This is a genomic window from Candidatus Accumulibacter vicinus (assembly GCF_000584955.1).
Taxonomy (GTDB): Bacteria; Pseudomonadota; Gammaproteobacteria; order Burkholderiales; family Rhodocyclaceae; genus Accumulibacter; species Accumulibacter vicinus.
The window spans coordinates 83,887-102,712 of the sequence record NZ_JDSS02000015.1 but is presented as its reverse complement, the minus strand read 5'-3'; the positions used below and the strand labels follow the sequence as shown (position 1 = coordinate 102,712).

Below are 18,826 nucleotides of genomic sequence, written 5' to 3'. Positions count from 1 at the left end.
ACCTGCCGCTGTGGCTGTCGCTGCTGGTCGCCAGCAGCCTGCTCTGGCGCGCCTGGCTGTGGCAACAGCGGCGCCCGCTACCGCCGCGCTGGTCGCTCGCCTTGCTGGTAGCCGTTGGCGTCGCGGGCATCGCCTGGCAATTCCACAGCCTCTTCGGCAAGGATGCCGGCGTTGCCATGCTGGTCCTGTTCATGGCTTTGAAACCGATGGAAACGCGCCACCGGCGCGACGCCCTGGTCATCGTCATGCTCGGCTATTTCCTCCTGCTGACCCACTATTTCTACTCGCAGAGCATCCCCACCGGCCTCTGGCTGCTGATCGCCATGACCCTGCTGACGGGCGCCCTGATCAGCTTGCATGGCGGCGGTGCCCAACCAATCATGACGATTGCCCGGCAGGCCGCTCTGTTGCTGCTGCAGGCCCTGCCTTTCATGTTCATTCTCTACCTGCTTTTCCCGCGTGTCACGGGGCCACTCTGGGGCTTGCCGGAAGACGCCCGTGCCAGTCTCAGCGGCTTGTCCGGGGAGATGTCGCCGGGATCGATCAGCCATCTGATCCAGTCGGGCGCGATCGCCTTTCGCAGCCGCTTTGCTGGTGAGACGCCGGAAAAGGCCGATCTCTACTGGCGCGGCCCGGTCTTCGACAGCTATGACGGAGTCACCTGGCGAACCGCAACGCCGCCAGCCAGGCTACCCAGGCCGGCACCGGTAATCGAGGCCAGCGGCACGGCCTACGCCTACACCAGCATTCTCGAGGCGCACAACCAGCGCTGGCTGCTGGCGCTCGATGTCGCCACCAGCCTGCCGCCCGAGGGTTCGCTGGCGCCCACCTTCGAAGTCCTGGCGCGCGAACCGCTGCGCGTCCGCACCCGCATGTCGTTTGTTTCTGCGGTTGATTACCACGCCAACCGCATCGAGGCGCCAGCCATCCTGCAACAGGCACTGGCACTGCCGGCACGGATCAATCCGCGCACGCGCGCCCTGGCCAGCAGCTGGCAGTCGCTGCCAGCGGAGAAAATCGCCGCGGCCGCGCTCTCGATGTTCCGCCAGGAGGATTTCCACTACACCCTGCGCCCGCCGCTGCTCGGCGCAGACGCCGTCGATGAATTCCTGTTCGTCACGCGGCGCGGCTTCTGCGAGCACTACGCATCGGCATTCGTATTCCTGATGCGCGCAGCCGGGGTTCCGGCACGGGTGGTTGCCGGCTACCAGGGTGGCGAAGTCAATCCGGTCGATGGCTATCTCACCGTCCGCCAGTCCGACGCCCACGCCTGGAGCGAAATCTGGCTGGCCGGCAAGGGCTGGGTGCGTATCGATCCCACGGCCGCCGTCGCACCATCGCGCATTGAACAGGGAATCGTCGCTGCGCTGCCTGAAGGTGAGCCCCTGCCGAGCATTGTCCGGCTCGACGCGACCTGGTTGCGCCAGTTACGCAACCGTTGGGAGGCAGCAAACAATAGCTGGAATCAGTGGGTGCTCGGTTACAATCCGCAACGCCAGCGCGAACTGCTGTCATGGGCCGGCTTGAGCGATCCCGACTGGCAGAGCATGACGGCGTCGCTGGCGATACTCTGTAGTCTGGCGCTGCTGATCATCACGTGGTGGACGCTGCCCCGGCGGCGTCGCGCCGATCCGGCACAGCGCGCCTGGCAACGCTATTGCGCGCAGTTGGCGCGCCGGGGGGTCGGCCGCGCGACATGGGAAGGGCCACTGGCGTTCGCACAAAGGGTCGCACGCGAACGCCCCGACCTGGCCGCCCTCACCAGCGAAGCCGCAGGCTGCTATGCCCAACTGCGCTATGGCCGAAATGGCAGCGAAAATCTGCTGGAGCGGCTGCAGCAATGCGTGCGCCGCCTGCCACCACAACGGCCATGATGATGCCTGGCGCAAGGAGAAAAGAGATTTGAACAAATCATTCGCGACGCTCGGGTTGCTCGGCTGTCTGCTGTCCCTGCCTGGCCACGGTCAGCCGGGAACCAGCTTCAGCCAGGAACCGGAAGTCCAGGCTTTCATCATCGGCATGCACGAACAACACGGCTTTGATGTCGCCCACCTGACGCGGCAGTTCGCCGTCATCCGCCCGAACGCCACGGTGCTGCGCGCCATCCGCCCGCCGGCCTTTCCCGAAAAGCAGCGCTCCTGGCAGCGCTATCGCGAGCGCTTCGTGAACAGCTCGCGCATCGGTGGCGGCCTCTCATTCTGGCAAAGACATGCCGCCACCCTGCAGCGGGCACAGGCGATCTACGGCGTACCGGCCGAAGTGATCGTGGCGATCATCGGCGTCGAGACGGTGTATGGCCAGAACATGGGCAGTTTTGGCGTCCTCGAAGCGCTCGCTTCGCTCGCCTTCCATTACCCCCCGCGCGCAGAATTCTTCCGCGGTGAACTCGAGCAGTTTCTGCTGCTGGCGCGTGAGAACGGCGTCAGGCCGCTTGATATCAAGGGCTCCTACGCCGGTGCCATCGGCATCCCGCAGTTCATGCCCAGCAGCCAGCGCCGCTTTGCCGTCGACTTCGACGGTGACGACCGCATCGACCTGCGCAGCAGCAGCATCGACGCCATCGGCAGCGTTGCCCGTTTTCTGCAGCAGCATGGCTGGCAGACCGGCGCTCCGATTGCCGTACCGGCAAGTGTCAGCGGCGATCCGGCGGGATTGCTCGCGGCCGGGATCAAACCCGCGCTGACGGTGCGCGAGCTAGCCGCCGAGGGGGTGGTCGCAGTCACCGCCGCTGACGGCGATCGCACGGCGGCCCTGATCGACCTGGTGACTCCGGGAGCGGCCACCGAATACTGGCTCGGCTTCGACAATTTCTACGTAATCACCCGTTACAACCGATCGAGCTTCTACGCGATGTCGGTCTTTCAGCTCGCCGAAGCGCTACGCACGGCGCACGACAACCTGATCGGCACGCGCTGACCTGCGGGCCATAACCATCAGAGCAGGTTGTCGGCGGTGCCGCCTTCGCGCCGGATGACACGGCGCAGGTGATCGAGCGCCTCGATCTGGATCTGACGAACCCGCTCGCGTGTCAGATTCAGGTCGAAGGCAATTTCTTCAAGGGTGCAGGCCTCCTTGCCGGCGAGACCGTAACGACGTTGCAGAACCTGTCGCTGCTTCTCGGAGAGCTGCCCGACCCACTTGTTCAGCAAGTCGCCAAGCTCGTTGGACTGCAACAGTTCATCCGGGTCGAGCAGGCTCTCGTCGGCCAACGCATCGCCATAAGATCGGCTCGGGTCGACCTGCAAGGGGGCATCGAGCGAAGCAATACGCTCGTTGAGGGCCATCACGCGGCGCACATCGTCGCTCGGCCGATCGATCAGATGGGCGATCTGGTCGATGCAGATTTCCCGCCCGCTGGCCGACTCCAGATGGCGAATGGCGCGCAGCACGAGATTGATTTCCTTGACCACATGCACCGGCAGGCGAATCGTTCGTGACTGATTCATGATTGCGCGCTCGATGCTTTGCCGGATCCACCAGGTGGCATAAGTCGAAAAACGGAAGCCGCGCTCGGGGTCGAATTTTTCGATCGCGTGGATCAGGCCGAGATTTCCCTCCTCGATCATGTCGAGCAAGGGCAGGCCGCGGTTGAAATAGTGCTTGGCGATATTGACCACCAACCGCAGATTGTGCTCGATCATTTTCTGGCGGGCCAGGAAATCACCGGCGCGTGCCCGCCGCGCCCAGACCGCCTCTTCGGCCGGAGAAAACAGGGGCTTGGCACCGATCTCGTTGAGGTAATGCTGGGTGACGTCATTGAGCAACTCGGCCTCGGGCGAGGCCTCCCCCGGTGCGCAGTCCGGCGCCAAGACCGGTTCCTCCAAAAAGAAAACCGGCTGTTCCAGATCGTCGCCGAAGGAATCAGCATCAGGATCGAAAGCGCCGGACATGGTCAACGCTGCGGCAAGTGTTTGAGCGGGTCGACCGGCTTGCCCTGGCGCCGGATCTCGAAGTGCAGCTTGACCTGATCGGCGTCGGTATTGCCCATTTCAGCGATCTTCTGTCCCTTGCTGACACTCTGGCCTTCCTTCACCAGCACATTCTGGTTATGCGCGTAAGCGGTCAGATAAGTGTTGTTGTGCTTGACGATCACCAGCTTGCCGTAACCGCGCAACCCGGTACCGCTATACACGACCTTGCCGCCACCGGCGGCAAGCACGGCATCCCCGGCCTTGCCGTTGATATCGATCCCCTTGTTGCCGCCCTCGCTGAAAGTGCCGACCAGTTTGCCGCTGGCCGGCCATGTCCAGGTGATTTCCTCGCCGCCGGCAGCCGTATCGCCGGGCTTGGCCTCACCTTGAGCTTCCGGTCTGGCTTCGGCCTTGGTCACGGCCGGCTCGGCCGTTTTCGGCTGCGCTGGTGGTGGCTGCGGCGCTGGGGGCTGCGCTTGTGGCTGCGCTTGCGCCCGCGCCAGCGCCTGCTCCGAGTAAGCTTCCTTGCCCGCCTTTGGTTCTCGCTTAAGCAAGGCGTCGCCAGCCGCAGCGACCGCAGCAGCACCCGCACCAAGTGGGCGCTGCTCGACCGCTGCGACGGTGCCAATCGGCCGTACCACGGCCGTTTCGCCCGCCACGGCAGAAGCTGGCGCCCTGACCCGTAACGCCTGTCCGATCAGGATGCGATTCGGATTCTCGATTGCATTCCACGCCACCAGATCCCTGTAGTCCAACCCATGATCGAGCGCGATGGAATACAGCGTGTCCCCCTTCTTGACGAGGTACATGTCCTTGCTGGCAATGGCCGCCGGTGGCTTGGCGGCGGTACTGCGTTCATCCAGCGGCGCTGGCGTGATGCTGGCACAACCCGCGAGAACAAGCAGCAAGGCCAGAACAGCAGCGTGGCAACGGAAAATCCCTTGGTCCTTCATTCGACTCCCGATAGCAACGGAACGAAACGCACGGCATCCAGGCGGGTCTCGACAAACCCCTCCGGTCTGAGTTCGATCAGGGCAAGCTGCTGTGTCGTCGCACCCAAGGGCAGAATCAGCCTGCCATGGGGAGCAAGTTGCTGCAACAGTGCACGCGGTACCCGCGCCGCTGCGGCCGCGACGATGATCGAATCAAAAGGCGCGGCCTCGGGCAGGCCGAGTTGCCCGTCGGCGTGCTTCAAGCGCACCTTGAGTTCCTTGATCGCGCGCAGATTGAGCCTGGCCCGGTCGAGCAGCGGCGCGATCCGCTCGACCGCATAGACCTCCTGGGTCAGTTGCGCGAGCACCGCGGCCTGGTAGCCGCAGCCAGCGCCGATCTCGAGCGTCCTGCCGAGTTCGCGGCCGGCGCGCAGCACTTCGATCATGCGCGCCACCACATAAGGTTGCGAGATCGTCTGCGAGTAACCCAGGGGCAATGCCGTATCCTCATAAGCCCTTGAGGCCAGCGCTTCTTCGACAAAAACATGCCGCGGCACGGCGGCGATCGCCGCCAGCACCTCTTCGTCAACAATTCCCTGTTCGCGCAGACGCTCGATCATGCGCGTGCGCGTGCGCTGCGAGGTCATGCCAAAACCGGGATGGGTCCCTGGCGTGTTCATCGTGCCAGCCACCCGCGTAACAGCGGCAACTGCGCGTTGTGGGTCAGATCGACCTGCAGCGGCGTCACCGACACCAGATGGTTGCGCACTGCGTGGAAATCGGTGCCCTCGCCGGCATCCGCCGCGGCACCGGCGGCCCCGACCCAGAACACGGTCTCGTTGCGCGGCGACAGCGTGCGCACCACCGGTTCGGCCTTGTGGCGCTTGCCGAGGCGGGTGACAACGGTGCCGCGCAGTTGCGTGTAGGGCACATCGGGAACATTGACGTTGAGCAAGACCGGCTCGCGCAGCGCCTGTCGCCGCAGCATTTCGACCAGTTCGCGGGCGACCTGCGCCGCACTCGAGAAGTACTCGCCGGGTGTCCCGCACAACGAAATCGCCAGGGACGGAATGCCGAGCAGAAAACCCTCGGTCGCTGCTGCGACGGTACCCGAATAAATGGTGTCGTCGCCCATGTTGGCACCCATGTTGATTCCCGACACCACCATGTCCGGAAGCCCGTCGAGCATGCCGGTGACGGCCAGGTGAACACAGTCTGTGGGGGTGCCGTTCACGTGATAGAAGCCATTGGCGGCCCGTTTGAGCGACAAGGGACGATCGAGTGTGAGCGAATTGCTCGCCCCGCTGCGGTCGCGTTCGGGAGCAACAACGGTAATTTCAGCGACATCCGCCAGCACGCGCGCCAGATGCTCGATCCCCGGAGCAAAATAACCGTCATCGTTACAGAGCAGGATCCGCATGGCACTCCACAAACATCAACGAACACGGGGGAAATAAACCGGCGAGAGGCCGGCCTTTTCAGCATCGATGGAGCTGCGCTGCAGATCCTCACTAGTCTGCCGGCAAACAGTTCCCTGTGGCACCAGCCTCCAGAACCCTTGGCACTGCCAAGCAGGAGCCCATTATAACCGCCCCGGCACCTCGTTGAACACTTCAAGCCTTTTCCAACGTACTATGAGCCGGAACGAGGCGTGTATGTCCACCGCGAGCGGAGCCTGAACGACATCTGGGTTAGAGCAGCCGCAGCATCGGCGACAGCGGCGGCGTCCCGCCATCGGTCCTTCTCGCCGAACTCCTCGACGTCGTCGCCGCTGCCTGCCCGGCCAAGCCGACTGACCCGGCGCGCCTCGATACCGCGCGCCATTGGTGCAGTAGGCCTCCAGCAATCGCAGCCCTCTCCGGTTATTCGCGATCTGCTCGCGTAGCGTCTGCTTGAACCTTGAAACGAGGCCGTCGCCCAAGATGGCTTTCTCGCTGGACTACAAAACAACCTGCGTCCCCAATTCCACAACCCGATTCGGCGGCAACCCAAAGAATTGAGCAGCGCTGCCCGCATTGCGAAACATCGCGACAAAGACCTTTTCGCGCCAGAAGCACATTTCCGAACTGATGCGCGGAATCAAGGTCTCCCTACCCAGGAAGAACGAGGTCTCCATAGGATTGAAGTCGAGGCCGCTTTTCGCACACCACTCCAGTGCCTCGGGAATATTCGGCCGTTCCATGAATCCGTAGTGGAGTTTTACCTGCCAAAAGTGGCTCTTCAACGGCTGCATCGTGACACGCTTCGAGTCTTCCAAGCGTGGCACGTCGTGAATACTGACCGAGACGATGACGATGCGCTCATGCAGCGCCTTGTAGTGCTTCATGCTGTGTAGCATCGCTTGAGGAACAATGGCCGGGTTGGCCGTCAGAAATACCGCCGTGCCGGGCACGCGGGTAATGCTGTCATCGATGGCGTTCACGAATCCATCGATGTCCATCGCATCGGCCATCAAACGCTTCTTCAGGAGGTCGCGTCCGCGCTTCCAGGTCGAGAGGATGAGGTAGACCATCAGACCGAAGATCAACGGGAACCAGCCGCCATCGGCGATCTTGATCGTGTTGGCCGAGAAAAAGCCGATGTCGATCAGCGCGAAGGGCAGCGCGCCGAGGAAGGCTTTCCAGACTGGCCAACCCCAGAGATAACGGGCAACCATGAACGCCAGGATGTCGGTGATGAACATCGTGCCCGTCACCGCGATACCGTAGGCGGCTGCCAGGTTGGACGAACTGTGGAAGCCGACGACCAGCGCAATCACCGCCAGCAACAGCGTCCAATTGATGCTTGGCAGGTAGATTTGTCCTTTCTCTTCATCGGAGGTATGGCAAATCTCCATGCGCGGCGCGAAGCCGAGCTGGATCGCCTGTTGCGTGATCGAAAAGGCGCCGGAGATGACCGCCTGTGAAGCGATGACCGTGGCCATTGTGGCGAGACCGACCATCGGCAGCAGGAACCATTCGGGAGCCAGTCGGTAGAAGGGATTCTCAATGGCGGTCGGATCCTGCAGCAGCAGGGCACCTTGACCAAAATAATTGAGCAGCAATGCCGGCATGACCAGTCCGAACCAGGCGAGCTGGATCGGACGCCGGCCAAAGTGGCCCATGTCGGCATACAAGGCTTCGGCACCGGTCAGGGCGAGCACGCAGGCACCCAGCGCAAAGAAACCGAGGATAGGATTGTTCGCGAAGAAGCGCACCCCATACAGCGGATTGAGTGCCTGTAAGACCTGCGGGTTCTGCACAATGCTGGCAATGCCGAGGATGCCGAGCACGATGAACCAGAACACCATGATCGGTCCGAAAAGGGTGCCGACTGTGGCGGTCCCTCGTCGCTGGACGAGGAAAAGACCGACGAGGATGACCAGCGAGATTGGTAGAACGTAGAGCTTGAATGTCGGAGTGACCACCTCCAGCCCCTCGACGGCCGACAAGACAGAAATAGCCGGCGTGATGACGCCATCGCCATAGAACAGGGCCGCTCCAAACAACCCGATGACGATGATGAAACGCCGCAGCCAGGAATCTTCCTGCAGCGGATGCAAGGCCAGTGCCATCAAGGCCATGATGCCGCCTTCGCCCTTGTTGTCGGCGCGCAGGATGAAGATGACGTATTTCAGGCTGACGACGACCATCAGCGACCAGAAGACCACCGACAGGATGCCCAGCACATTGTCCGGCGTGATCGGCACCGGGTGATGCGCACCGCCGAACACTTCCTTGAGGGCATAGAGCGGGCTGGTGCCGATGTCGCCATAGACGACGCCGAGTGCTGCCAGCGACAGGGCGGCCAAGCGCGAGCTGGGAACGTGGGATGACATGATGCCTCCGGAATCAGGATTGAAAGCGGTAGCCCACCCCGGTTTCCGTCAGCAGGAATTGGGGCTGGGTGGGATTCGGTTCGAGCTTTTGGCGCAGGCGGCCGATGTAAACCTTGAGATAGTGGCTCTGCCCGGCATAGCCATCGCCCCAGACTTCGCGCAGGAGTTGGCGATGGGTCAGAACCTTGCCGTCGTTGGCCAGCAGCGTTGCCAGCAGACTGTATTCGAGCGGCGTCAAACGGATGTCGGCGCCATCACGCTGCACTACGCGACGCGACAAATCGACTTCGACATCACCAAAGCGCCGGATGGGCGAAGGCCGCGATTCCTGCTGCCGCCTTCGCAACAGGGCGCGCACCCGTGCCAGCAGCTCGGCAACCCCGAACGGTTTGGTCAGATAGTCATCGGCCCCGGCATCCAAGGCGGTGACCTTGTCCTGCTCGGCGATGCGAGCTGACAGGATCAGGATAGGGATGGATGACCAGGTTCTCAGGTTGCGGATCAGTTCCAATCCGCTTTGGTCCGGCAACCCCAGGTCGAGGACGATCATGTCGGGATGCTGCGCGCCAGCCAGTTCCAGTCCGTCACCCACATTGCCGGCCTCGAAGGTCTCGCAGCCTTCCCGGCCGAGCGCATCACGGACGAACCGGCGAATGCGCGGTTCGTCCTCGACGATCAGCACCTTGCCGAGCATCGCAGTCATGATGCGGACTCCTCGGCCAGTGTCGGCGGAGTGCCAAGCGGCAAGCTGAAGCGCACACAGGCGCCATCCGGAATGTTCTCCGCCACAATCTGTCCGTTGTGCCCGGCAATGATGGCCTGGCAAATGGCCAGCCCGATGCCAGTGCCACCCGTAGCGGATTCAGGTTCGCCGCGAACGAATAGGTCGAAAACCGAATCACAGCTTCCTGCCGGGAATCCCGATCCCCGATTGGCGACAGCCACTTCGAGCCTATGCGGCTGCAATTCGACATCAAGCCGAATCGGCGTGCCAGGAGTCGAATACTTGATGGCGTTCTCAAGCAGATTGCAGATCACGCGCTCGATCAGGACGGCGTCAAAATTGACGAGGGGCAGCCCCGGTGGAATACGAATCTCCAGCGCATGCCCGGACAGGGCGCTGGCCAGCAAACGGATACTGGATCCGATCACCTCATCGATGGGTTGCCATTCCTTGTTCAGGCGCATGTCATTGGCCTGCAGCCGCGCCATTTCCAGTAGATTGGACAGTATGTGGTGCATGGCCAGTGCCTGATCGCGGATTTCTGTTGCTGTTTCGGTAACGATCTGACCGGATGGCGATTTCTGCTGCGCCAGCGTATCGGCAAGACCGACCAAGCTGGTCAACGGCGTGCGCATGTCATGGGAGAGCGCGGCGAGGATGGAGGTGCGCAAGCGCTCCTCGTTGGCTTGCAACTCGCTTTTCCGGATAGCATCCGCTTGTGCCAGATGTTCGACGATCAGGGCAATTTGCGCGGCAGCAGCCTCCAGTAAGGGGCGCAGTTCGCGGATACGGCCTGCGTTAGGTTGCCGTGGCCCGATGGCCAGAACACCCAGAACCCGGTCAGAAACCGCCATCGGCAGAAAAGCGATCATTCTGCCGGCACCTGCCAGGGTATCGACCTCGATGACGGCATTTCGGTCGCAGGCGGATTGGGCAAAACCCGTCTCCAGCACCGGCAAGGAGGTATCCCCCACCGGGAGCAGGCCCGATTTGGAATGCGTCAGCAGGATGCAGTTCAGTTCAAACTCATCCAGAAATGCAGCAGCAATGGTGCCGACCTGCTCGACGTTCATGGCCACGCCGAGATCGCGGCCAAGGGCGTGCAGCAGGCGTGTCTGGATCTCGCTTTCCTGGGCTTGCTCAGTCCGCTCTGCCAGCAGCGATACCAGGTGCGAAGTCAGCAGCCCGACCGTAAGCATCACGGCAAAGGTGATAAGGTATTGTGCATCGGCAACGGCGAACGACAGGTAGGGCGGAACGAAAAAAAAGTCGAACAGTGCGACACTCAGAAATACTGCCATCACAGCCGGGCCGCGCCCCAGCCAGACGGCGCTGACGAATACCGCTAATAGGAACAGCATGTCGATGTTGGCGATATCGACGCTGTCGCGGAACGGCAGTGCAATCAGCATCGTCGCCACACACAAAAGAATGGCAGCAGGGTAGCGATGATGTCTTAATGCAGCAGGGAGCAACATATTTCTACGCACCTCCAAAGTTCAAGATTGAGCCCAGTTTTCTACACCTCAGGTAAAAAAGGGGTAAAGAGACCAGGGAATAAAATTGGCCATGGTGGGTTCCGGTGGCTCAGAATGATATGAATTTATCATAGAAGGCGCCCGGTGTGAGGAAAGGCCGACAGACTCCCAGGCGCTCGGCATTTCCCCGCACGGCTTGCTATCGCTACGGCGTTTCCTACAGCACGGCCCGCCGGAAGTCGGCCAGCAACCGCGCCAGGCGAGCCAGAAAGCGCGCGGCGGCCCGACTCGATCAGCCGGTCCACCAGAAACTCGGCGCGGCCCAGACCGTCGCGGTCGATCACCGCGTCCAGACTCTCCAACCGCCTTCCGCTCAGAGATGGCTGATGACGGTTTCCGCCGGCAGGTGCGACTTGGGCAGATTGACGTTGAAGTCGGCCTCACTACGATAGCCGAGTGCGACTATGGCCAGTGCGGTATAGCCGCGTTCGGCAAGATCGAGCGCCACATTGACTGCCGCCGGGTCGAAGCCATCCATCGGGCAGGCGTCGATTTCCAGCGCCGCCGCGCCGAGCAACAGCGTGCCCAGGGACAGGTAGATCTGACGCTCCATCCAGGAACCCACATCCTGTAGTTCCTCGTGGTGCAGATCGACGTAGAAGCCGCGCGCTTTCTGCTGGCCGGCCCTGATCTCCGGGTTGGCGAAACGGCCATCGCGCTCCTCCTGCCCAAGGATCGCCGCCTGATGTGCCTCGTCGAGCCTTGTTCGTACGTTTCACGCGTAGCCTGCGTCTGACTCAGGAAGGCGAGATCTTTCTCCAACATTGCCGGCAGGGTTTGCAGGCATTCGCCGACGGTCACAACCTGCTGGCCGACGGCGACGCCACCGTGCGTGGGACGATTCAGATTTCACTGCCCTCCGATCTCGGTCGCAATCTCATCCTGCCCTGGCTGGACGACTTTCAGGCCCGCCACCCGCAACTGCAGATGCGCGTGCAGCTCTCCGATCGCATCGCCGGCGTCTATCGGCAACCGATCGACATCGCGTTGCGCTATGGCCTGCCGCCCGACTCAAGCTTGGTGGTATTGCCCGTCGCGCCGGACAACCGGCGCGTGCTCTGCGCTTCCCCAGCCTATTTGGCGCGCACCGGTACGCCGAAGACGCCAACGGCATTGATCGGCCACAACTGCCTGTGCTATCTACTCGGCGACGCCATCCACGACCGCTGGCGCTTCGTACGTGGTGGCCGGGAAGAGTCGGTGCGGGTGCGCGGCAACCGCGTCTCCGACGACGGTGACGCCGTGCGGCACTGGGCGGTAGCCGGCCACGGCATCGCCTACAAGTCGGCGCTCGATGTCGCCGACAATTTGCACGCCGGCCGGCTGACGGCGCTATGCCCGGAGTGGCGGGGCGAAGCGGCGCCGCTCAATCTGGTCTGCGCCGACCGTCGGCAGATCAACCCCGCGGTGCGCGAACTGCGTGAGTTTCTCGCCGCGCGCTGCGCAGCGACGGTCTTGCCGCGGGACGCCGCGGTTGATGTCGTCAATCGCCGGCCGTGATTCCTCTGCGGCGGGGAATGCCTCGAGCGAAAGGGCAACATCGTCACCCAGTGGTCGCTTAAAGGGGGAGATGAACGGTTACGGCACGTTGCCGCCCTGACCAGCGGGGAGGACCGGAATCGGCGTCTCTGGATGCAACAACCACCTCTCCCCTCCCACACGCACGAGATCGTCCGCTCGCCATCCAAGCGCTGCGAGTGCCTGCCGCACGGTCCGACTGTTCAGGATGGCTGGCAGAAACGTGGACGCGTTGACCACTGCCGCAGTTGTGTGACCAGCATCGCCTGATAGGCTGCGATCGCGACCAGTTGAGCGTCGTCGTACTGGGCGATGACCCTGCTCATCTCCGGATGGCTGTTGCGTCGCTTTCCATCACGGATGTCGATCATCTGGCGCAGCAAGTACCTGTAATGCTGACCGGCGATCACAGGGTAGAATTTTTCGCTGTTGCCGTCTCCGTTTGGCTGGTGGCATTGAACACATTCCTTGTCGTACAACACTTTGCCATAAGCAATCAGTTTGGTAGCATCGGGACCTTCATACTTGCCCGAATCACGCGGAACGCAGAGCGTTCCAATATACGCCGCGACGTCCGCCAGTGCCTGCGCACCAGCCAGTTTGCTGGCAAACGGATACATCGTCGGGTTGTCGCGCAATCCGGAGCGAATGTCGGCCAACTGCTTGATGATGACAGTCGGGTGCTGGCCCGCCAACTGGGGAATGCTGCCATGTGGATTGCCGACGCCCTGCGGCAGGTGGCAAGCCTCACAGTAAGTCTTGTAGTCCGCCTCGCCCGCCTTGGCATTCCCTTCGAGCCGCAAGGCCTTGTTCTTCTCGGGATTGTCCTGCATGTTCCACTTGTAGTTCTTGGACTCGATACCGGCGGGATTGGCCGCGGGTGCTCCGGCCAGTGCGCAGGCGGCGGCCAACGAAAGAGTGACAGCAACGGTCAATACCTTGTACATGGGGTCGTCTCCTCTCAGCAATCTTCTTATGAAGTCGCATTCCAGACGGCAAATGGACCCTGGGCAGTTTCCGCCATTACTGCCAGCGGGTCAAGGACCAGCCTTGTCCAACGTGGTATGAGCCGGAGCTTCTGCTGGCGCATCAAGTCATGGCGACGTATCGCCACATGCCACAACCAACTCGCCGAGCGTTTCGCTTCCTTCATCGCCCTCGCCGCATCCGTCATTTGGCTCGCTTGTATGTCAACACACTCCAGAGTTCTCCCAATCAGATCCAAGCTTGACGGCCATGCATCGGCCACCATACACTTTTGAGCCGCTTATACTCCAGTTCCTGGCACGGCGGTCGACAAGCGGCGGTTTGGCAAGCTGACTTCATCGACGATTTCCTTGAACTTTCGCGAGGCGCAGCCAGCCCATGAAATCCCTGCAGGAACTCTACCGTGTCGGTCTCGGCCCGTCGAGCAGCCACACCATGGGGCCACGTTTTGCCGCCATCGCGTTCAAGGCCGCCAACCCGATGGCGGCACGCCTGCGCGTCACGCTCTACGGTGCCCTGGCTGCCACCGGCCGCGGTCACCTCACTGATCTGGCGGTCAGCGTACCGTTCTTTCCGACACCGGTGGACATCGTCTGGCTGCCCGATCGATCCTTGCCTCTTCACCCCAATGGAATACAGTTCGAGGCGCTCGACGCTGTGGGCAGTGTCCTGACCAGACGCGTCGTTTACTCGGTGGGCGGCGGCGCGCTGCTCGACGAGAACGGTCAGCCCGACGGCGGCGACGAGGTTTATCCCCATGCCAGCATGCTGGAGGTTCTTGAACAGGCTGAACGCGAGGGACTGAGCATCTGGGAAATCGTCGAACGCCACGAAGGGCCGGCCATCTGGCGCTATCTGTGCCGCGTCTGGACGAGCATGCAGAAGACTATCGCGACCGGTTTGAACGCTGAAGGACGTCTGCCGGGGACGCTGAACGTGTCGCGCAAGGCTTCGGCCTATCACGCCCGCGCGCAGAGCCTCGCCGGCTACTTCGGCCAAACGGCCTTGCAGTTCGCCTACGCGCTGGCCGTATCGGAAGAGAATGCGGCCGGTGGCGAGGTGGTCACCGCGCCGACCTGCGGCGCCTGCGGCGTGCTCCCCGCGGTGCTGTTTTTCCTGCAAGGGCACGCGCACTTGTCGGACGAAAAGATTTGCCGCGCGCTGGCGACGGCCGGGATGATCGGCAACCTCGTCAAGCGCAACGCGTCGATTTCGGGGGCCGAAGTCGGCTGCCAGGGCGAAGTCGGAACCGCCTGTGCGATGGCGGCCGGCGCCGCGACTCAACTCCTGGGGGGGTCGGTGCGGCAGATCGAGTATGCGGCAGAGATGGGGCTGGAGCATCATCTCGGCCTGACCTGTGACCCGATTGGCGGCTATGTGCAGATTCCCTGCATCGAGCGCAACGCCGTCGCCGCCGTCCGCGCCGTCGACTGCGCTGCCTACGCCCTGCTTTCCGACGGCCACCACATCGTTTCCTTCGACGAGGTGGTCCGCACCATGTGGGAAACGGGCTGCGACATGAAGGCAAGTTATCGGGAGACCGCACGCGGCGGTCTGGCCAAGATCCACGCGCTACGCAAGAAAGGCGCCAGCAGCTTCAGCGGCATGGGTAGCTGAGCATCCGCGGCATCTGGGAGCACCGGCAGGGCAACTGCTCGGCCACCCGGACAACGGCATCTGCATCCAAACGCGGACGTGACGCGTAAGGTGGCTAGGTGGTCGCCCTCCGCAGGCGACCATCGGACAATGCCTATTTGCCCACGGAGGATTTCCCGATGAAACTGACTCACTCCCTACTCGCCGCCCTTCTGGCGACCGCCTTGACCACACCGGCACTGAGCGAAGAATCGCCAACGTTGTACAAACGCCTCGGAGGCTACGACGCTCTGGCGGCGGTGACCGACGATTTTCTCGGTCGACTATTGCCCGACCCAAAACTCGGTCGGTTTTTCGTCGGACACAGCAGCGACTCGCTCAATCGCATTCGCGGCGAGATCATCGACTTCTTGTGTGTGGTCAGTAAGGGACCCTGCTCCTACAGCGGTCGCGACATGAAAAAAGCCCACGGGGGACTGAAAATCACCGATGAGGACTGGGACATCTCGGTCAAGGCGTTGAGCACAACGCTCGACAAGTTCAAGGTACCCGCAGTCGAGCGAAAGGAAGTGCTGACGGCTGTTTCGGGGTTGAAGGGCGATATCGTCGGGCGCTGATCGCGCTCCAGGACGGCAACCGGCCATGGCGGGGACGAGCGGGGCGGTGGTGGTGACCGGGGGAACGGGTTACCTTGGTACGCGCCTGGTCGAGCAATTGCTGAAGCGCGGGCACCGGGTCAGACTGCTGGTGCGCCGCTTGGCAACCGGACGCGTTGCTCCCGGTGCCGAAACCGTGATCGGTAACGCGCTCGATAGCGAGTCGATCGCCACTGTCTTGCAGCCAGGCGACACCCTCGTCCACCTGGTCGGTACGCCGCACCCCAACCCGACCAAAGCGGCCGAATTCGAGGCCGTCGATCTTGCTTCGATCCGCGCCGCGGTCAGCGCTGCGTCGCGCCTGTCGGTAGCCCACCTGGTATACGTCAGCGTCGCACAGCCGGCGCCGGTAATGCGCGCCTATGTCGCCGCCCGGGCAGCCGGCGAGGCGGCGATCGCGCGTAGCGGCGTGCGTGCGACCATCCTGCGTCCCTGGTACGTCATCGGCCCAGGGCACCGCTGGCCGATCATGCTGGCACCACTCTATACCCTGGCGGCATGCGTTCCGCGCTGGCGTCCGACGGCCGGTCGCCTGGGACTCGTCACCCTGGAACAGATGACGCAGGCGCTGCTTCGTGCCGTCGAGGAGCCCCCGGCAACGACGTTGGCCATCGTCGAGGTGCCGGAAATCCGCCTTTCACGCTGAATCCAAAGTCTTGCACTCACCGCACAATTCCCAGTCACCCTCGTCGGCGCAGGATGGCCCCAGATACGCGCGCCTGTTCCTCGCGCTCTGGCCGGCGAATGGAGAAAACTCGGCGCTCCTCGGCTATCAGCAGCAATGGTTGTGGCCGAAGGGATCATCCCCCGTCCCGGCCGAGCGGCTGCACCTGACCCTGCACTTCATCGGCGCCATCGAGCGCCCGCGCCTCGAAGCCGTGAGCACCGGGCTGCAGGTGGCAATGACCCCTTTCGAGCTGCATCTGACGCAGCCTGCGATCTGGCCTCGCGGCCTCGCGGTGCTGCAGGCAAGCGCCGTCCCCGAGGCACTGAAGGAACTGCATTGCCGCCTTGGCGAAGCGCTGCAGGCACTGGCCCTGCCGGTCGAGTCGCGGCCTTTTCGCCCGCACGTGACGCTGGCCCGACGCGCTGCCGGAAGCATCGCGCCCGCCGCCGCGCCGGCACTGCTCTGGCAGATCGGCAGCTACGTGCTGGTCGAGTCCTTGCCGGGCGCCGCTGGTGGCTACCGGATCCGGCGCCGTTACCCCTATTTGCCTGCGGGACCAGCCGCCTGATGCCTCCGCACCACCTTTTGCCTCACAATTCGCGCTTCGCGAGCAGATTGCGGACATGCGCTCCGGCCCGGATCGCCAGGGCCTCGATGGTCAGCGATGGCGATTCGCCGCCGCCGCTGCTCGGGAACACACTCGCGTCGACAATGAATAGATTGCGCCAACGGTGGCTACGGCAGTCCTTGTCCACCACCGAATGACGCGCATCGCTCCCCATCCGGCAGGTGCCGAAAACATGCGTGGCGTTGAATGTATCGTAAGTGCCGAATTCCTCGAAGGGCTTTGCGGTCCCGGCCGCCTGCAGGATTTCCCGGCACTTGCCGGCCATGAACACCAGGCGACGCAGCTCGAGCTCGTCAATGCGGCTATGGATGCGCGCCAGCGCCAGGCCATGGGCGTCACGAGCGTGCGGGTCGAGGTCGATATAGGTGCCGTCGTTGGGTAGAAACTCACCGACGGACGCCACCGAGAGAACCCTGCCAAAACTGTTGCGCATGGCCGCACGATGCGCGCGCCCCCAGCCGCTGGCCACCCTGCGTGCATAGTTGATGGGTCCGGCCAAGTCCATTTCCGCCATGCCGACACTGAAGCGCACGCCGCCCGGAATACCGGGAATGGCATCCGGAGCGTTGAAATCCCAGCAAATGCCGTCCGACGGCACGCCGCGGTGGCTGCCCAGGGCGTCCGGATGCAAGGCGCTGCTGGCCCAGGCCAGGGTTTCCATGAAATGGCGGCCCACCTGACCGGACTCGTTGGCCAGGCCTTGCGGCGCATGGGCATTGGCGCTGGCCAGCAACAAGCGGGGTGTCTGCACCGCCCCGCAGGCGAGCACCAGCGCGCGCGGTCGCAGCGAGTGCTCGGTACCGTCGGCGTCGACCCAGCTGACCCTGGCGACGCGATCGCCATCTCCAGGCACGATGGCCGTGACATGACATCGCGCCAGCACCGTACAGCGTCCGCTGGCCTGCGCCTGGGCGACGAAGGTGACATCTGCGCTACCCTTGTCGGCGCGCGGGCAACCGCGGGCACATTGACCACAGTAGTTGCAGCCGGGCCGGCCCTGCCAGGGTTCGGAAAGGATTGCCAGAGAATTTGGCGACCAGCTCATGCCCAGCCTGGCGCAGGCGCTGCCGATGCGCTGGCTGGCGTAGCTATGCGCGTGGGGGGGCAGTGGATAGGCCCGGCTGCGCGGGCGATGGCGATCATGCAATGGGCCGGCAACGCCGATCAGGTACTCCGCCTCGACGTAGAAACGTTCCAGTTCGCCGTAGGCAATCGGCCAGTCGGCACCGACGCCGAAGCGGCTGGCCATGCGCATCGCCGCCGGATGGAGGCGGTGCGCTTCGCCGACGAAATGCAGGGTGCTGCCCCCCACGCCACGGACGTGCTGGTATTTCAATGCCCGCCGGGTGTCGCCGGCAGCCTGACCGAGATTATGGTTCCACGATCGCAGCTGCGCCCATTGTGGGTTCAGGGCCTGCATCTGCGCGAAGGTGTACGCGTGGCGGTATTCCTTCCCCTCCGGAAAGGCATGCTGCTCCCAGTCCGGCAGGTGCAGGCGGTTTTCACGGACCGGGTCATACCAGGGTCCGGACTCCAGTACCAGAACGCGTACGCCGCGACTGGCCAGAGCCCATGCGCAGGCTGCGCCGCCGGCGCCGGCGCCGACAATGACCACATCCGCGTGCATCAGCCGCTCTTCGGTGCTGCAGCCTGATCGGGAAAACCGATCGGCTGAGGCGGTCCGGCGTAGGTCAGTCCGGTCCAGGCACGGGCGTCGGCATAGGCATGGAACAGGGCATCATCGAGAGTCGCCTGGAAGAAAGTGCGGGGCGTCGAGCCTTCCGGGCTGGCGGCGGCGGCCGCAACGATGTCCACCCGCCGTGCTTCCGGCAGCGCGGCAAAGGTCGTCCCC

The 18,826-nt window shown here is 63.3% G+C and carries 17 protein-coding genes and 1 pseudogene; 7 read left to right on the top strand and 11 right to left on the bottom strand.

All coding sequences use genetic code 11. From position 1 onward, the window contains the following. Together CAPSK01_RS04120 and mltB are read left to right on the top strand one after the other, a co-directional pair. Window positions 1–1,874 (top strand): DUF3488 and transglutaminase-like domain-containing protein (locus tag CAPSK01_RS04120; protein WP_273703056.1); only part of this gene is annotated, 1,874 nt, incomplete at its 5' end. 28 nt (window positions 1,875–1,902) lie between these two features. Continuing rightward, window positions 1,903–2,916 (top strand): lytic murein transglycosylase B, encoded by a 1,014-nt coding sequence (gene mltB / locus CAPSK01_RS04115; protein ID WP_034922879.1) that lies wholly within the window; start codon window positions 1,903–1,905, stop codon window positions 2,914–2,916. 17 nt (window positions 2,917–2,933) lie between these two features. On the opposite strand, the gene rpoS is transcribed toward mltB, so the two are convergent. From rpoS to CAPSK01_RS04070, 8 genes are all read right to left on the bottom strand, one after another. Next, the gene (rpoS, locus tag CAPSK01_RS04110; RefSeq protein WP_273703055.1) at window positions 2,934–3,890 is read right to left on the bottom strand and encodes an RNA polymerase sigma factor RpoS; all 957 of its coding nucleotides are present in this window, start codon (window positions 3,888–3,890) and stop codon (window positions 2,934–2,936) included. 2 nt (window positions 3,891–3,892) lie between these two features. After that, on the bottom strand, window positions 3,893–4,864 hold the full coding sequence (locus CAPSK01_RS04105) for a peptidoglycan DD-metalloendopeptidase family protein (RefSeq protein ID WP_273703054.1): 972 nt from the start codon (window positions 4,862–4,864) through the stop codon (window positions 3,893–3,895). Then, window positions 4,861–5,523, bottom strand: coding sequence for a protein-L-isoaspartate(D-aspartate) O-methyltransferase (locus CAPSK01_RS04100; protein ID WP_273703053.1), 663 nt, complete (start codon window positions 5,521–5,523; stop codon window positions 4,861–4,863). The genes CAPSK01_RS04105 and CAPSK01_RS04100 overlap by 4 nt, the downstream gene beginning before the upstream one ends. Next, window positions 5,520–6,263: a 5'/3'-nucleotidase SurE gene (gene surE, locus CAPSK01_RS04095; protein ID WP_034922876.1), complete on the bottom strand. Its 744-nt coding sequence runs from the start codon at window positions 6,261–6,263 to the stop codon at window positions 5,520–5,522. Before surE ends, CAPSK01_RS04100 begins: the two co-directional genes overlap by 4 nt. 519 nt (window positions 6,264–6,782) lie before the next feature. Further along, window positions 6,783–8,660 carry a potassium transporter Kup gene (locus tag CAPSK01_RS04085; protein WP_034922871.1) on the bottom strand — a complete coding sequence of 626 codons (1,878 nt, stop codon included), beginning with the start codon at window positions 8,658–8,660 and terminating at the stop codon, window positions 6,783–6,785. Between the two features lie 13 nt (window positions 8,661–8,673). After that, a complete protein-coding gene (locus tag CAPSK01_RS04080) occupies window positions 8,674–9,363 on the bottom strand; it encodes a response regulator (RefSeq protein WP_034922869.1) in 690 nt (229 codons plus the stop codon). Continuing rightward, on the bottom strand, window positions 9,360–10,862 hold the full coding sequence (locus tag CAPSK01_RS04075; protein ID WP_273703052.1) for a DUF4118 domain-containing protein: 1,503 nt from the start codon (window positions 10,860–10,862) through the stop codon (window positions 9,360–9,362). The genes CAPSK01_RS04080 and CAPSK01_RS04075 overlap by 4 nt, the downstream gene beginning before the upstream one ends. A gap of 373 nt (window positions 10,863–11,235) precedes the next feature. Further along, window positions 11,236–11,487 carry a nitroreductase family protein gene (locus tag CAPSK01_RS04070; protein ID WP_337958535.1) on the bottom strand — a complete coding sequence of 84 codons (252 nt, stop codon included), beginning with the start codon at window positions 11,485–11,487 and terminating at the stop codon, window positions 11,236–11,238. 137 nt (window positions 11,488–11,624) lie between these two features. On the opposite strand from CAPSK01_RS04070, the gene CAPSK01_RS04065 reads away from it, so the two are divergent. Beyond that, entirely contained in the window at window positions 11,625–12,422 is a 798-nt protein-coding gene (locus tag CAPSK01_RS04065; RefSeq protein ID WP_273703051.1) for a LysR family transcriptional regulator, read from the top strand. A gap of 221 nt (window positions 12,423–12,643) precedes the next feature. On the opposite strand, the gene CAPSK01_RS04060 is transcribed toward CAPSK01_RS04065, so the two are convergent. Next, window positions 12,644–13,387, bottom strand: a complete 744-nt coding sequence (locus CAPSK01_RS04060) for a c-type cytochrome (protein WP_273703050.1) — start codon at window positions 13,385–13,387, stop codon at window positions 12,644–12,646. A 418-nt stretch (window positions 13,388–13,805) separates the two neighbouring features. Here CAPSK01_RS04060 and CAPSK01_RS04050 point away from each other — a divergent pair, with 418 nt between their 5' ends. The 4 genes from CAPSK01_RS04050 (at window position 13,806) to thpR (ending at window position 16,914) form a co-directional block, all read left to right on the top strand. Further along, the gene (locus CAPSK01_RS04050; protein WP_034922867.1) at window positions 13,806–15,044 is read left to right on the top strand and encodes an L-serine ammonia-lyase; all 1,239 of its coding nucleotides are present in this window, start codon (window positions 13,806–13,808) and stop codon (window positions 15,042–15,044) included. Window positions 15,045–15,202: 158 nt separating this feature from the next. Beyond that, a complete protein-coding gene (locus CAPSK01_RS04045) occupies window positions 15,203–15,640 on the top strand; it encodes a group 1 truncated hemoglobin (RefSeq protein ID WP_034922866.1) in 438 nt (145 codons plus the stop codon). A 25-nt stretch (window positions 15,641–15,665) separates the two neighbouring features. Next, complete coding sequence (locus CAPSK01_RS04040; RefSeq protein ID WP_034922864.1) at window positions 15,666–16,325, top strand: NAD(P)H-binding protein; 660 nt, start codon at window positions 15,666–15,668, stop codon at window positions 16,323–16,325. Between the two features lie 10 nt (window positions 16,326–16,335). After that, a complete protein-coding gene (gene thpR / locus CAPSK01_RS04035) occupies window positions 16,336–16,914 on the top strand; it encodes an RNA 2',3'-cyclic phosphodiesterase (protein ID WP_273703049.1) in 579 nt (192 codons plus the stop codon). 22 nt (window positions 16,915–16,936) lie between these two features. Here thpR and CAPSK01_RS04030 read toward each other — a convergent pair whose 3' ends face one another. Next, on the bottom strand, window positions 16,937–18,601 hold the full coding sequence (locus CAPSK01_RS04030; RefSeq protein WP_034922862.1) for a GMC family oxidoreductase: 1,665 nt from the start codon (window positions 18,599–18,601) through the stop codon (window positions 16,937–16,939). Continuing rightward, window positions 18,601–18,826: pseudogene (locus CAPSK01_RS04025) on the bottom strand (hypothetical protein); the annotation flags it as partial. The gene CAPSK01_RS04030 and the pseudogene CAPSK01_RS04025, both read right to left, overlap by 1 nt.

Excerpts from the sequence above, each read along its gene's own strand:
- rpoS (WP_273703055.1), bottom strand. The coding sequence starts at position 3,890 with ATGTCCGGCGCTTTCGATCCTGATGCTGATTCCTTCGGCGACGATCTG.
- CAPSK01_RS04105 (WP_273703054.1), bottom strand. The coding sequence starts at position 4,864 with ATGAAGGACCAAGGGATTTTCCGTTGCCACGCTGCTGTTCTGGCCTTG.
- CAPSK01_RS04100 (WP_273703053.1), bottom strand. The coding sequence starts at position 5,523 with ATGAACACGCCAGGGACCCATCCCGGTTTTGGCATGACCTCGCAGCGC.
- surE (WP_034922876.1), bottom strand. The coding sequence starts at position 6,263 with ATGCGGATCCTGCTCTGTAACGATGACGGTTATTTTGCTCCGGGGATC.
- CAPSK01_RS04085 (WP_034922871.1), bottom strand. The coding sequence starts at position 8,660 with ATGTCATCCCACGTTCCCAGCTCGCGCTTGGCCGCCCTGTCGCTGGCA.
- CAPSK01_RS04080 (WP_034922869.1), bottom strand. The coding sequence starts at position 9,363 with ATGACTGCGATGCTCGGCAAGGTGCTGATCGTCGAGGACGAACCGCGC.
- CAPSK01_RS04075 (WP_273703052.1), bottom strand. The coding sequence starts at position 10,862 with ATGTTGCTCCCTGCTGCATTAAGACATCATCGCTACCCTGCTGCCATT.
- CAPSK01_RS04060 (WP_273703050.1), bottom strand. The coding sequence starts at position 13,387 with ATGTACAAGGTATTGACCGTTGCTGTCACTCTTTCGTTGGCCGCCGCC.
- CAPSK01_RS04050 (WP_034922867.1), top strand. The coding sequence starts at position 13,806 with ATGAAATCCCTGCAGGAACTCTACCGTGTCGGTCTCGGCCCGTCGAGC.
- CAPSK01_RS04045 (WP_034922866.1), top strand. The coding sequence starts at position 15,203 with ATGAAACTGACTCACTCCCTACTCGCCGCCCTTCTGGCGACCGCCTTG.
- CAPSK01_RS04040 (WP_034922864.1), top strand. The coding sequence starts at position 15,666 with ATGGCGGGGACGAGCGGGGCGGTGGTGGTGACCGGGGGAACGGGTTAC.
- CAPSK01_RS04030 (WP_034922862.1), bottom strand. The coding sequence starts at position 18,601 with ATGCACGCGGATGTGGTCATTGTCGGCGCCGGCGCCGGCGGCGCAGCC.